This window comes from Halomonas eurihalina, from assembly GCF_008274785.1.
Taxonomy (GTDB): Bacteria; Pseudomonadota; Gammaproteobacteria; order Pseudomonadales; family Halomonadaceae; genus Halomonas; species Halomonas eurihalina.
Map to the genome: position 1 here is coordinate 233,811 of NZ_VTPU01000003.1, position 12,186 is coordinate 245,996.

Sequence of the window (12,186 nt, forward strand, 5' to 3'; positions counted from 1 at the left end):
TCTCGGAGTTGGTTAGGCGAGCTTTCGAGCACCGCGCAACACAGCGATTTGCACGCGCAGGCTTTTAAACGGTATTTCCCTCAGTCGCGGAAGCGCTCCCGGGCCAGAGCGTCCGCGACGCTGCTGGGATCGCTGTCTTCCCGGCGGGCGCGTTCGAATATCTCGTCCAGGGTGGTCTCGATACCGGCGATATGCGACATGACGGCGTCCCGTCGATAATCGTGGCGTCGCTGCCAGGCGATCTCGATCACGCCGCCGGCATTGGCGACATAATCCGGGGTGTAGAGAATGCCGCGAGCCTTCAGCAGCTCGGCGATGTTCGGACTCGCCAGCTGATTGTTGGCCGCGCCGCACACCACCCGAGCCTTGAGCCGCTCGACCACGGAGGCCGAAAGGGCGGCACCCATGGCGCAGGGCGCGAAGACGTCGACATCCGCTTCGGCGATGGCCTCGGGCGCGGTGATGTCCGCCTCGAGGGACGCGGCGAGTTGACCCAGAGCGTCTCGGTCGACATCGGTCATGACCAGGCGAGCCCCGGCCTCGTGGAGCTGTCGCGCCAGTTGGGCGCCGACATGACCGACACCCTGAATGGCCACGCGCAGCCCGTCGAAATCATCGCGGCCCAGGCCGTGACGCACGGCGCTATGCATGGCGCAAAAGACGCCCTTGGCGGTGAAGGGCGAAGGGTCTCCGGAAATGCCATCGTGGCCGAGGCCGCCGACATGCTCGGTGGTCTCCGCAATCACCCGCATATCGGCTTCGCTCGAGCCGGAATCCTCGGCGGTGATGTAGTCGCCGTTCAGCGAATTGACCAGACGGCCCATGGCGCGCAGCAATTCCGGGGGCTTGTCGTGACGTGGGTCGGCGATGATCACGGCCTTGCCACCGCCCAGGGGCAAGTTGGCCAGTGCCGACTTGTAGGTCATGCCGCGTGACAGGCGCAGTACATCGGTCAGTGCCTCGTCGTCGCTGGCGTAGGGGTAGATGCGCAGGCCGCCCAGTGCAGGGCCTCGCTGGGTGTCGTGGATAGCGATGATGGCGCGCAGACCGCTCGAGGCATCGGCGCCGAAGACGATACGCTGGTGGTGGTCGAATTCGGGGTGAGAGAAGACCGTCATGATGAAGACTCCCTTTTGAGGATGCTTGTTGTGGGCTGTCGTCCGGGTAGGACGAGCGCGACATCGCGGTGGCTTTTGGCCGGGCGATGTCCTTGTGTCATCTTAACGACTAGTCTCTCGAATCAGTAGCGGGTTATCCGACGCGGGAGGAGACGGCATGGAAAGGCATTGCGTGAAGGCCTTGGTGACCGGCAAGGTCCAGGGTGTCTGGTATCGACGCGCGACCCAAGAGAAAGCGCTGCAGGCCGGGGTGACTGGTCATGCGCGCAATCTTCCCGATGGGCGTGTCGAGGTATTGATGTGCGGTCGTGCTGAAGCGGTGCGGGAGCTTGGCGAATGGCTCTGGACGGGGCCACCCGATGCCCGGGTGACCCATGTCGAACTGGAAGGCGTGGAAGCGCATGAGCCGGATACCTTCACAACCGGCTGAAGCCCATCAGGCGAGGGTTGCGGTGATCCACTCGACGACGGCGTCGCCATCGACGCCGAGACAGACATCGGCCAGCGGAGTCTGTGACCAGCGTGGTTCGATGTAGCCGCGATTTTCCGGTGCGAAGATGGTCTGGCCCTCGGCCTCGCCCTCGGTAGCCACGTTGAGATGGCCGCGATGAGTGGTGAACAGCTCCGGCTTGACCAGCCAGGCCAGGGCGCAGCTATCGTGAGGGCAGCAGCCGTCGATGCCCAGCATCTCCTGGTAGAAGGCGCGATAAAACGCATAGCTGCCGGCCAACACCTGGCCGAGCTTGCCTTGGCCGGCTTCGATGCGCGCCATGTGCGAAGGCGTGAGAACGCAGCGGTGAGTCACGTCGAGGCCTACCATGACCAGCGGCCAGCCGGCGGTCAGTACCCGGGCGGCGGCGTGAGGGTCGTTGAAGATATTGGCTTCGGCCACAGGCGTGACATTGCCGCCTTCGCGGATTGAACCGCCCATCACCACCACCTGCTTGACCTTGTCGACCAGCGTGGGGTCGAGCTGCAGGGCGGCGGCCAGATTGCCGAGCGGGCCGACAGCGACCAGCGAGACTTCGCCAGGGCGCGCGTTGATGGTGTCGACGATGAACTGGGCGGCGCTGCGCGATTCGGCCTGCCCCTGCAGGCTCGGCAACTCGATATCGCCGAGGCCGTTGGCGCCGTGGATGTGGGCCGGCGCCGGGTGGCGGGGCTTGACCAGCGGTGCCGCCGCCCCCTGGGCCACGGGAATCGACTTGTCGGCCAGTTCGGCCAGCAGCAGGGCGTTGTGGGTCGCGGTGCTGACATCCACGTTGCCATAGGTCGTGGTCATGCCCAGCAGTTCGATCTCCGGGTGCGCCAGGGCGATGGCGATCGCCTGGGCGTCGTCCACGCCCGGATCGGTATCGAAGATGATTGGATGTGTCATGGTGGTTCCTTGTCCGGGTTGAGGAGACTTTCAAAACCCAATGGGGCTTTTCGGCGACAAGCCCCGAAGTGTCGGACCATCGCGAGAGCGCTGTGACCCCTTCCCTGGGTGCTACCTTTGCCATCCATGACAAAGGACCCTCGCGTCGTCTTATCCTCGGCGCCCACTGCCATTGAAAGCTTGGAAATGCGCTCTAAGTGTCCTGGTCAAGCAGGGCTTCTACATCGGCAAGCTCAGGGATGCTCTCGGTGGCACCGAGGCGCTGGACGCCGATGGCGGCAGCGGTGGCGGCGCGCTCGAGACAGGCTTCCGTCGGCATCCCGGCCTGCCGGGCGGCGAGATAGTAACCGATGAAGGTGTCGCCGGCGGCCGTGGTGTCGCGTGGAGTGACCGGCAGGGGCGGCTGGAAGCGTCGGGTCTCGCCATGCTGATACCAGGCGCCTTCGCCACCCAGGGTCAGCACTGTCTCCGTAGCGGGCAGACGGTCGGCGAGGGCGTCGAGCAGCTCCTTCGACGGCGTTCCTTCCGCACACCCGGTGAGTTCCTCGGCTTCACCGCGATTGACGAATAGCAGTTGGCAGAGTTCCAGCGGCAGGGACGCCACGTCCTCGGTCATCGGAGCCGGGTTGAAGGCGATGTTCAAGCCTCTGGCGTGGGCGCGTTCGAGTACCATGGCCAGCGCATTGCATTCGTTCTGGGCGAGCAGCCAGTCGCCCGGATCGGCGGCTTCGATCAGTTCGTCCAGTGTGGCTTCGCTGAAGCCATGGTTGGCGCCGGGGAAGAGCAGGATGGCGTTTTCACCTTGATCGTCGACCTGAATGATGGCGTGGCCGCCTGGCTCGTCGACGAGGGCAATGGTCTTGGTGTCCACGCCTGCCTGAGCCAGCAACTCCTTGGCCCAGGCATCATTCCGGCCGAGCCGCCCCCAGTGACGAATGCGGCCGCCGGCGCGGGCCATGGCCAGCGATTGATTGGCACCCTTGCCACCCAAGCCGACACGGTAGTCATGCCCGGCAAGGGTTTCGCCCGGGCGGACCAGGTGGGGGACACGATAGAAGTGGTCGAGGTTGATCGAACCGAAATTATGCAGCATGCGCCGACGTCCGAATTGATGTCAGGAGATTGAGCGAAAGGGGATTGATGGAGCATGAGTATCCAAGCCCGAAAGCACAGGCGCAACCTGTATACTTATATCATATCGATTTTATACCGTTATCTTCTCTCGTATCACAGCTCCAGGCTAACTCTGCATCAGATCTCGAGAAATTCGACAGCAGGGCGATTACCACGTCTTAAATAAGCTCAGTCCAGCGCCATGAGGTTCCGAGCCGTCAGTTCAACAATACGTTGGCGAGCTTCAGGGGCGATCCAGGCGTTGTGCGGCGTCACTATCAGGTTGAGTGACTCAGTGAGGGCGTCCAGCAGGGGATGACCGTCCCGGGGCGGCTCTTCGGGTAGCACATCGACCCCGAGGCCACCCAAGCGGTCTTCACGGAGTGCGGCCAGGGCGGCATTTTCGTCGATGATGCCGCCTCGAGCACAGTTGATCAGCAGTGCAGAAGGCTTGAACCGGGCGAGCATGGCAGCGTCGATCAGGTGATGGGTGGCCTCGGTCAGCGGGCAGTGCAGGCTGAGCACATCGGCCGACGGGGCCAGGTCGGCGAGGCTGGGACGGTGATCATCATGCCCACCCGGCCGTGCGGCAAAGCTCACGTTCATGCCTAGCCCTTCGGCAAGTTTCGCCACGCGGTTGCCGAGTTCCCCCTGGCCGACGATCACCAAATGCTTGCCTTCGAGCTGCAGGGTCCGGTGCTCCAACAGGCAGAAGAAGGGGCTCGTATTCCAGCGCCCTCGGGCGACATCGTCCTGATAGCGTGGCAACCGGGCGGCGAGGGCGAGGATCATCATCAGGCTGTGCTGGGCCACGCTGGCCGTGCCGTAGGCGGTGACGTTGCGTACGCGAATGCCCAATCGCTCGGCAGCACTCATGTCGATGTTATTGGTGCCGGTAGCCAGCACGCAGATCAGACGTAGCCGGGGCAGGGCCTCCAGGGTCTCGGCGCTCAGCTTTACCTTGTTGACGATGGCCACATCGGCTTCGGCGAGCCGTTTGGTGGCCTCGTCGGCGGACGTGAAGTCGTGACGGGTCAGGCGGCTGACCCGGTTCTCGATAGGCGAGAGGTCGATATCCGGGCCGAGACTGGCGGCATCGAGAATGACAGCATGCATGATGAGATCCTTGTATCGACGACAGTGGCGGGGCGCTCCCCGGGGCTGGGCCTCGGGGCATCCAACGGGCTATAATGTCCGACCTTCGCGTCAGGCTTGGAATATCCGCAGGCCGACCCTATATCGCACAACGATGCGGAACGAGCATCGCGACCGCGCACCATCGCGGCGCTCATGGGACATCGTTACCGGGAGAATCACGACCATGCCCATCTACGAATATGAGTGCAAGGCCTGCGGCCATCGTCTGGAAAAACTGCAGAAGCTCAATGCCGCTCCGTTGACCGACTGCCCGGCCTGCGATCAGGCTGAGCTGGGTCGCCTGGTATCCGCCGCGGGCTTCCGTCTGGCCGGCGGTGGCTGGTACGAGACCGATTTCAAGACCGGTAGCAAGAAGAATCTGGCCGGTGGCAACGAGAACGGCAAGACCGCCGAGACATCGAGCAAGGACGGAACGGCGGCTTGAGCCGTGCCGCCTTGCCGTTTCACATTTCCACGGAACACGAAACAGAACGGGATACAACATGCGCAGTCATTATTGCGGCCAGTTGAACGAGACCATGGTGGACCAGACGGTCACCCTGTGCGGTTGGGTGCATCGCCGCCGTGACCACGGCGGGGTGATCTTCCTCGACATGCGCGACCGTGATGGCATCGCCCAGGTCGTGGTCGATCCCGATACCGCCGAGGCTTTCGCCAACGCTGACCGTGCCCGCAACGAGTATGTGCTGCGCATCGTCGGGCGTATTCGCCTGCGCCCGGAAGGCACCCAGAATCCCAACATGCCGACGGGCATGATCGAGGTGCTGGCCAAGGACGTCGAGGTGCTCAACACGGCGGCAACGCCTCCCTTCCAGCTCGACGAACACGGCAAGGTCGGTGAGGAGATTCGTCTCAAGCATCGCTATATCGACCTGCGTCGCCCGGAGATGATCGACAAGCTGCGCCTGCGCTCGCGTATCTCGCACACCGTGCGGGCCTATCTCGAGAACCAGGGATTCCTGGATATCGAGACACCGATCCTGACCCGGGCGACCCCGGAAGGCGCCCGGGATTACCTGGTGCCCAGTCGGACCCATGCGGGCAGCTTCTTCGCACTGCCGCAATCACCACAGTTGTTCAAACAGCTGCTGATGGTGTCCGGCTTCGATCGCTACTACCAGATCGCCAAGTGCTTCCGGGACGAGGACCTGCGCGCCGATCGTCAGCCGGAATTCACCCAGATCGACATCGAGGCCTCCTTCGTCGAGGAAGACGACATCATGGCCATCACCGAAGGGATGATTCGTCAGTTGTTCCAGGAGGTGCTGGATGTCGAATTGCCCGAGTTCCCGCGCATGCCCTATGCGGAGGCCATGCAGCGCTTCGGTTCCGACAAGCCGGACCTGCGCATCCCGCTGGAGCTCGTCGATGTCGATGACCTGATGAAGGATGTCGACTTCAAGGTCTTCTCCGGGCCGGCCAATGCCGATGACGGCCGTGTCGCGGCGCTCAAGGTCAAGGGTGGTGCTTCGCTGTCGCGCAAGGAAATCGACGAGTACACCAACTTTGTCGGCATTTATGGCGCGCGTGGCCTGGCCTGGATCAAGGTCAACGACCGCGCCAGCGGCATCGAGGGGCTGCAGTCGCCCATCGTCAAGTTCATGGACGGCGTGGTCGAGCCGCTGCTGGACCGGGTCGGTGCCGAGGACGGCGACATCATCTTCTTCGGCGCCGACAAGGCGCGCATCGTCAACGAGGCACTGGGCGCACTGCGTGTACGCCTGGGCGAGGATCTCGACCTCTACACAGCCAAGTGGTCGCCGCTCTGGGTGGTCGACTTCCCGATGTTCGAAGAAGACGACAACGGCCGCCTGCAGGCGCTGCACCATCCGTTTACTGCTCCGTCCTGCGATGTCGAGACGCTCAAGCAGCGGCCCGCCGAGGCACTGTCCCGCGCCTATGACATGGTGCTCAATGGCACTGAGCTTGGCGGCGGTTCGATCCGTATCCACGATCAGGCGATGCAGCAGACCGTGCTGGCGTCGCTGGGCATCGGTGAGGAAGAAGCCCGCGAGAAGTTCGGCTTCCTGCTCGATGCATTGCAGTACGGCGCGCCGCCCCATGGTGGCCTGGCCTTCGGCCTGGACCGCCTGGTCATGCTGATGAGCGGGGCACGCACGATCCGCGAAGTGATAGCCTTCCCCAAGACCCAGAGCGCGGCCTGCCTGATGACCGACGCACCGGGCGAGGTCAGCGGCCAGCAGCTCAAGGAGCTGAACATTCGCCTTCGGCAGAAGGCCAAGGCGGAGAACGCCGACGAGTGATGGCGCCGAGGCGTTCATCGTCATCATGCGAACCGGCGCCCAAGAGGCGCCGGTCTCGTATGCGGGCGGCATGAATCCACTAACTCGAACGAGGGAGTTCCATGGCAGGTCACAGCAAGTGGGCCAATATCAAGCATCGCAAGGCTGCCCAGGACGCCAAGCGAGGCAAGATCTTCACCAAGTTGATCCGTGAGCTGAGCGTGGCCGCGCGCCATGGTGGTGGCGAGCCGGACGACAATCCCCGTCTGCGCGCCGCCATCGACAAGGCCCTGGCCAACAACATGACCAAGGACACCATCCAGCGCGCGGTGGATCGGGGGGCTGGCAATACCGAAGGCGACGACATGGAAGAAGTCGTCTACGAGGGTTATGGCCCAGAAGGGGTCGCTGTGATGGTCGAGGCGATGACCGATAACCGTAATCGGACCGTCTCCGAGGTGCGACATGCCTTCAACAAGCAGGGTGGCAATCTCGGCACTACCGGTTCAGTGGCCTTCATGTTCCATCGCCAGGGCCGTCTGACGCTGCCGGAAGGCGCGACCGAAGAGGCCGCCATGGAGGCGACCCTGGAGGCCGAGCCCGAGGAAATCGAGACCCTCGAGGACGGCCGCCTCGAAGTGGTGACCACGCCGGACAGCTTCGGTGTGGTCAAGGATGCCCTGGTCGAGGCAGGCCTTGAGCCGACGGCCAGCGATGTCGGCCTGTATCCGGATAACTACGCCAAAATCGAGGATGTTGAGCTGGGCCAGCGCATCATCAAGCTGGTAGATCGGCTCGAGGACCTGGATGATGTGCAGAATGTTTACACTAATGCCGACTTTTCCGATGCCATCATGGATGAGTTGCAGGAGTGAAATCGTGCACCGATGCGCTATCGATCTGGCGTTGATGCCATCCTCGAGTCACTGCGTGAAAGCTAAGGGCTCGGATATGAGGAGTAATCGGTGAGTATGAGGAGTAATGGCTCAGTGATTCATGCCGTTGGCAAGATGTGGCGAGATCGCTTTTGCCTCTTTCGGCCAGGGAAGCGGCAATGCTGATCCTGGGGATCGATCCGGGGTCGCGGATCACCGGTTACGGCGTGCTGGATGTCACCACCCCCACGCCGCGTTACGTGGCCAGTGGTTGCATTCGCACCCGAGGCGACGACCTGGCGCAACGCCTGGCACAGGTCTATGCCGGCATCAGCGAGGTGATCGGCGCGCACGGCCCCGGTGAATTCGCCATCGAGCAGGTATTCATGGCCAAGAACGCCGATTCGGCTCTCAAGCTTGGCCAGGCACGGGGAACCGCCATCGTCTGCGCGGCCAATCATGGCCTGCCGGTCAGCGAATACGGGCCGCGTCAGATCAAGCAGGCGGTAACCGGCGGAGGCGGGGCGGACAAGCGCCAGGTCCAGCATATGGTGACCGCCGTGCTGGGCTTGAGTGGCTCACCCCAGGCCGATGCGGCGGATGCTCTGGCGATTGCCCTGACCCATGCCCATGCGCGGCTGGGACTGATCAATCGAGGCAGCTACGGCGGCGGCCGTCGGCGAGGAAAGGGGGCGTCATGGCGGGATTTTCGTCCCTCCTGATGTCGCCGCACGGCGACGCTCGAAAGGATTATCGAACGCCGTTCAGGCGGGCTGGCAAGCCGGCTGGGGGACCAGTATAGTGGTCGCGGCGCGCACCGCCACGACGGATTTCATGACCAAGGACTGTGACACACCATGATCGGACGCCTGCGAGGCACACTGCTGGAAAAACAGCCGCCCTGGCTGGTGGTGGACGTGGGCGGGGTCGGCTACGAGCTTGAAGCCTCGATGACCACGCTGGTGGCACTACCTGGCTGCGGGGAAGAGGTGTCGTTGCACACCCATCTCAGCGTCCGTGACGATGCCCATCTATTGTACGGCTTCGCCCGGGAGCAGGAGCGTTCCCTGTTCCGTGCCCTGATCAAGGTTAATGGCATCGGACCCAAGCTGGCCCTGGCGATCCTGTCCGGCATGGATGAGGACGCCTTTATCCGCTGCGTGATGGATGACGATATCAAGGCTCTGACCCGTTTGCCGGGCGTCGGCAAGAAGACTGCCGAGCGGCTGGTCATCGAAATGCGGGACCGTTTTCCGCATTGGCAGGACAGCACGGAAGTGTCCGCCGGCGATGCCGGAGTCGGCGCCTCGATGCCGCCCCCCAAGGATCCGCTGGCCGATGCCGAGGCCGCGCTGGTCAGCCTTGGCTACAAGCCGTCGGAAGCCACGCGTATGCTGTCGGGCCTCGAAGAAACAGGCAGCACTGAAGCCATGATCAAGGCGGCGCTTGCGCGTCGCATGGCAGGCTAACCCATGGTGATTGCCGTTCACCAGGGCCATGATGCCAAGCCGGCGCTCATGCCGTGCTCGCCCAAGAGAGGATTCGCATGCTGGAAACCGACCGACTGATCGGCGCCGAGACCCGGGAGGGCGAGGGACGGCTCGATCACGCCATTCGTCCCCGGCATCTGAGCGATTACATCGGTCAGACACGGGTACGCGAGCAGCTTGATATCTTCATTAGCGCTGCCCGCGGGCGTGGCGAGAGTCTGGATCATACCCTGGTGTTCGGCCCGCCTGGGCTCGGCAAGACGACACTCGCCAACATCATCGCCACCGAGATGGACGTGGGCCTCAAGGCCACCTCGGGGCCGGTGCTGGAAAAGGCCGGCGACCTGGCGGCGATGCTCACCAACCTGCAGCCCGGCGACGTGCTTTTCATCGACGAGATTCATCGACTTTCCGCGGTGGTGGAAGAGGTCCTGTATCCCGCCATGGAAGACTTCCAGCTCGACATCGTCATCGGCGAGGGACCGGCGGCCCGTTCGATCAAGCTCGATCTGCCGCCCTTTACCCTGGTCGGGGCCACGACCAGGGCGGGGCTTCTGACCTCTCCGCTGCGCGATCGCTTCGGCATCGTCCAGCGCCTGGAGTTCTATTCCGTCGAGGAACTCACCGAGATCGTCACCCGCTCGGCGGGCCTGCTGGGCGTGGACAGCGATGTCGGCGGCGCCACCGAAGTGGCGCGTCGCGCACGTGGCACGCCGCGCATCGCCAACCGCTTGCTGCGGCGGGTGCGTGACTTTGCCGAGGTGCGCGGCAGCGGGCATATCGATGCCGAAATCGCTGACCAGGCATTGAACATGTTGCATGTGGACCATCATGGTCTGGACCACATGGACCGACGCCTGCTGCTGGCGATGATCGAGAAATTCGATGGTGGGCCGGTGGGCGTCGACTCGTTGGCCGCGGCCATCGGCGAGGAACGCGACACCATTGAAGACGTCATTGAACCTTACCTGATCCAACAGGGACTGATGATGCGTACCGCGCGTGGACGTGTGGTGACCCGGCAGGCCTGGCAGCACTTCGGCCTGGCCCCGGATGACCAGGCGCCGCGCCACGACTGATCAGCCAAGACCGACGAGGATTCCCGTGAACGACGCCATGTCCATTCCCCATCTGATCATGAACGCCAGCGGCGTGGTCCAGGCCGTGATGCTGCTGCTGCTGGTCGGCTCGCTGCTATCCTGGGTGGTGATCTTCCAGCGCACCTTCGTGATGCGCCGCGCGCGCAAGGCGCATCGTGAATTCGAGGACCGCTTCTGGTCCGGGGTCGATCTCAACGAACTGTATCGTGATTCGCCGGCAGAGCAGGACACCCTGGGCACCGAACACATCTTCCGGGCCGGCTTCCGCGAATTCAATCGCCTGCTGCCCAAGACGCGGAGCCCCCAGGCGATTCTCGATGGTGTCCAGCGCAGCATGCGCGTGGCCTGGTCGAGGGAGGAAGACCGCCTCAACCTCCACCTGGTATTCCTGGCCACCGTCGCGTCGTCCAGCCCCTATATCGGCCTGTTCGGTACCGTCTGGGGCATCATGGGCTCCTTCCAATCGTTGTCCATGGCCCAGCAGGCCACGTTGTCCACGGTCGCGCCCTGGATCGCCGAGGCTCTGATCGCCACGGCGATGGGGCTGTTCGCGGCCATTCCCGCGGTGATCTTCTACAATCGCCTATCCGCCGAGTCATCTCGCCTGCTGGGCAAGTACGAGGATTTTGCCGAGGAATTCCATTCCATCCTGCACCGCAACCTGCAGGGTCGCGGCGAAACGACCGAAGGCTGAGGGAGAGACGTCATGCACGGACCCTTCAACCGCATGGGCCGGCGCAAGCCGATGAACGAGATCAACGTGGTACCGTTCATCGACGTCATGCTGGTACTGTTGGTGATCTTCATGATCACCGCGCCGATGCTTACCCAGGGCGTCGACGTGGACTTGCCTCAAACGGCGTCGGAGCCCATCGAGGACGACGAGGATCGCGATCCGATCATCGTCTCGGTGGATCGCGATGGGCAGTACTTCGTCAGCCTGAGTGGCGACGAGACCCAAGTGAGCCTCGATGAACTCAGTGAACGGGTGATCATCCTGCTGGAGCGCCAGCCGGCCACCCGGGTACTGGTGCGCGGTGACCGAAACGTGTCCTACGGCCAGGTGGTGACCCTGATGAGCACCCTGCAGACTGCCGGGGTGGCCAATGTCGGGCTGATCTCCGAACCACCCCCCGGGGAATCCTGAGGAACGATCATGGCCAGACAGCATCGACGCGTGGGCTATGGCCTGCCGACCCTGCTTGCCATCGCCTTGCACCTCGGCATCCTGGTGATCAGCGTGATTCGCTTTCCGACGGCCGAGAGCGAGCCGCCGAGCCAATCCATTGTGCAGGCCACGCTCGTCAGCACCGAGACGACCACGAATCAGGCCCAGCAAGCCACCGAGCCTCAGGCGTCGGCAGAGGCCGACGAGTCCTCGGAAGACGATGCGACTCGTCAGGCCGAGGAAGAAGAAGCGCGCCGCCAGCGCGAGGCCGAAGAACAGCGTCAACGCGAAGCGGAAGCCGAACGTCAGCGTCAGGCCGAGCAGGAGCGTGCCGAGGCACTCGAAGCTGCCCAGACTGCTGCTGAAGAGGCTGAGCGTCGAGCCGAGGAGGCTGAGGCTGAAGCCGAACGCCGCGAGCAACAGGAAGCCGAGCGTCAGCGCCAGGCCGAAGAGGAAGCCAAGCGCCAGGCCGAGGAAGAAGCCAAGCGTAAGGCCGAGGAAGAAGCCAAGCGTAAGGCCGAGGAAGAAGCCAAGCGTAAGGCC

14 protein-coding genes are annotated in these 12,186 nt (G+C 63.5%); 10 read left to right on the top strand and 4 right to left on the bottom strand.

Translation table 11 applies throughout. From position 1 onward, the window contains the following. Positions 1-80: 80 nt before the first annotated feature. Positions 81-1,118, bottom strand: coding sequence for a Glu/Leu/Phe/Val family dehydrogenase (locus tag FZZ93_RS05080; RefSeq protein WP_149321238.1), 1,038 nt, complete (start codon positions 1,116-1,118; stop codon positions 81-83). Positions 1,119-1,275: 157 nt separating this feature from the next. Here FZZ93_RS05080 and FZZ93_RS05085 point away from each other — a divergent pair, with 157 nt between their 5' ends. Beyond that, complete coding sequence (locus FZZ93_RS05085; protein ID WP_149321239.1) at positions 1,276-1,548, top strand: acylphosphatase; 273 nt, start codon at positions 1,276-1,278, stop codon at positions 1,546-1,548. A gap of 6 nt (positions 1,549-1,554) precedes the next feature. Here FZZ93_RS05085 and FZZ93_RS05090 read toward each other — a convergent pair whose 3' ends face one another. The 3 genes from FZZ93_RS05090 to FZZ93_RS05100 all read right to left on the bottom strand — a co-directional run bounded on the left by FZZ93_RS05090 (position 1,555) and on the right by FZZ93_RS05100 (position 4,725). Further along, a complete protein-coding gene (locus FZZ93_RS05090) occupies positions 1,555-2,496 on the bottom strand; it encodes a nucleoside hydrolase (RefSeq protein ID WP_149321240.1) in 942 nt (313 codons plus the stop codon). A gap of 193 nt (positions 2,497-2,689) precedes the next feature. Next, a complete protein-coding gene (locus FZZ93_RS05095; protein WP_149321241.1) occupies positions 2,690-3,589 on the bottom strand; it encodes a ribokinase in 900 nt (299 codons plus the stop codon). Positions 3,590-3,798: 209 nt separating this feature from the next. Further along, on the bottom strand, positions 3,799-4,725 hold the full coding sequence (locus tag FZZ93_RS05100; protein WP_149321242.1) for a D-2-hydroxyacid dehydrogenase: 927 nt from the start codon (positions 4,723-4,725) through the stop codon (positions 3,799-3,801). Positions 4,726-4,930: 205 nt separating this feature from the next. Here FZZ93_RS05100 and FZZ93_RS05105 point away from each other — a divergent pair, with 205 nt between their 5' ends. The 9 genes from FZZ93_RS05105 to tolA form a co-directional block, all read left to right on the top strand. Then, the gene (locus FZZ93_RS05105; protein WP_149321243.1) at positions 4,931-5,191 is read left to right on the top strand and encodes an FmdB family zinc ribbon protein; all 261 of its coding nucleotides are present in this window, start codon (positions 4,931-4,933) and stop codon (positions 5,189-5,191) included. Between the two features lie 58 nt (positions 5,192-5,249). Further along, positions 5,250-7,031, top strand: a complete 1,782-nt coding sequence (gene aspS, locus FZZ93_RS05110) for an aspartate--tRNA ligase (RefSeq protein ID WP_149321244.1) — start codon at positions 5,250-5,252, stop codon at positions 7,029-7,031. A 101-nt stretch (positions 7,032-7,132) separates the two neighbouring features. Further along, positions 7,133-7,885 carry a YebC/PmpR family DNA-binding transcriptional regulator gene (locus FZZ93_RS05115; RefSeq protein ID WP_149321245.1) on the top strand — a complete coding sequence of 251 codons (753 nt, stop codon included), beginning with the start codon at positions 7,133-7,135 and terminating at the stop codon, positions 7,883-7,885. Between the two features lie 179 nt (positions 7,886-8,064). Further along, complete coding sequence (gene ruvC, locus FZZ93_RS05120; RefSeq protein WP_149321246.1) at positions 8,065-8,607, top strand: crossover junction endodeoxyribonuclease RuvC; 543 nt, start codon at positions 8,065-8,067, stop codon at positions 8,605-8,607. A gap of 135 nt (positions 8,608-8,742) precedes the next feature. Next, positions 8,743-9,354: a Holliday junction branch migration protein RuvA gene (gene ruvA / locus FZZ93_RS05125; protein ID WP_149321247.1), complete on the top strand. Its 612-nt coding sequence runs from the start codon at positions 8,743-8,745 to the stop codon at positions 9,352-9,354. Between the two features lie 77 nt (positions 9,355-9,431). Continuing rightward, positions 9,432-10,454: a Holliday junction branch migration DNA helicase RuvB gene (ruvB, locus tag FZZ93_RS05130; RefSeq protein WP_149321248.1), complete on the top strand. Its 1,023-nt coding sequence runs from the start codon at positions 9,432-9,434 to the stop codon at positions 10,452-10,454. Positions 10,455-10,479: 25 nt separating this feature from the next. Beyond that, positions 10,480-11,169, top strand: a complete 690-nt coding sequence (gene tolQ / locus FZZ93_RS05135) for a protein TolQ (protein WP_149321249.1) — start codon at positions 10,480-10,482, stop codon at positions 11,167-11,169. A 12-nt stretch (positions 11,170-11,181) separates the two neighbouring features. Further along, positions 11,182-11,622 (top strand): protein TolR, encoded by a 441-nt coding sequence (tolR, locus tag FZZ93_RS05140; RefSeq protein WP_149321250.1) that lies wholly within the window; start codon positions 11,182-11,184, stop codon positions 11,620-11,622. Positions 11,623-11,631: 9 nt separating this feature from the next. Beyond that, positions 11,632-12,186 (top strand): cell envelope integrity protein TolA (gene tolA, locus FZZ93_RS05145; protein ID WP_149321251.1); only part of this gene is annotated, 555 nt, incomplete at its 3' end.

What these genes read in the sequence shown, in the direction of transcription:
- tolR (WP_149321250.1), top strand. Translation starts at nt 11,182, where the DNA reads ATGCACGGACCCTTCAACCGCATGGGCCGGCGCAAGCCGATGAACGAG.
- FZZ93_RS05080 (WP_149321238.1), bottom strand. Translation starts at nt 1,118, where the DNA reads ATGACGGTCTTCTCTCACCCCGAATTCGACCACCACCAGCGTATCGTC.
- FZZ93_RS05100 (WP_149321242.1), bottom strand. Translation starts at nt 4,725, where the DNA reads ATGCATGCTGTCATTCTCGATGCCGCCAGTCTCGGCCCGGATATCGAC.
- FZZ93_RS05085 (WP_149321239.1), top strand. Translation starts at nt 1,276, where the DNA reads ATGGAAAGGCATTGCGTGAAGGCCTTGGTGACCGGCAAGGTCCAGGGT.
- FZZ93_RS05105 (WP_149321243.1), top strand. Translation starts at nt 4,931, where the DNA reads ATGCCCATCTACGAATATGAGTGCAAGGCCTGCGGCCATCGTCTGGAA.
- FZZ93_RS05090 (WP_149321240.1), bottom strand. Translation starts at nt 2,496, where the DNA reads ATGACACATCCAATCATCTTCGATACCGATCCGGGCGTGGACGACGCC.
- FZZ93_RS05115 (WP_149321245.1), top strand. Translation starts at nt 7,133, where the DNA reads ATGGCAGGTCACAGCAAGTGGGCCAATATCAAGCATCGCAAGGCTGCC.
- ruvC (WP_149321246.1), top strand. Translation starts at nt 8,065, where the DNA reads ATGCTGATCCTGGGGATCGATCCGGGGTCGCGGATCACCGGTTACGGC.
- FZZ93_RS05095 (WP_149321241.1), bottom strand. Translation starts at nt 3,589, where the DNA reads ATGCTGCATAATTTCGGTTCGATCAACCTCGACCACTTCTATCGTGTC.
- ruvB (WP_149321248.1), top strand. Translation starts at nt 9,432, where the DNA reads ATGCTGGAAACCGACCGACTGATCGGCGCCGAGACCCGGGAGGGCGAG.
- ruvA (WP_149321247.1), top strand. Translation starts at nt 8,743, where the DNA reads ATGATCGGACGCCTGCGAGGCACACTGCTGGAAAAACAGCCGCCCTGG.
- aspS (WP_149321244.1), top strand. Translation starts at nt 5,250, where the DNA reads ATGCGCAGTCATTATTGCGGCCAGTTGAACGAGACCATGGTGGACCAG.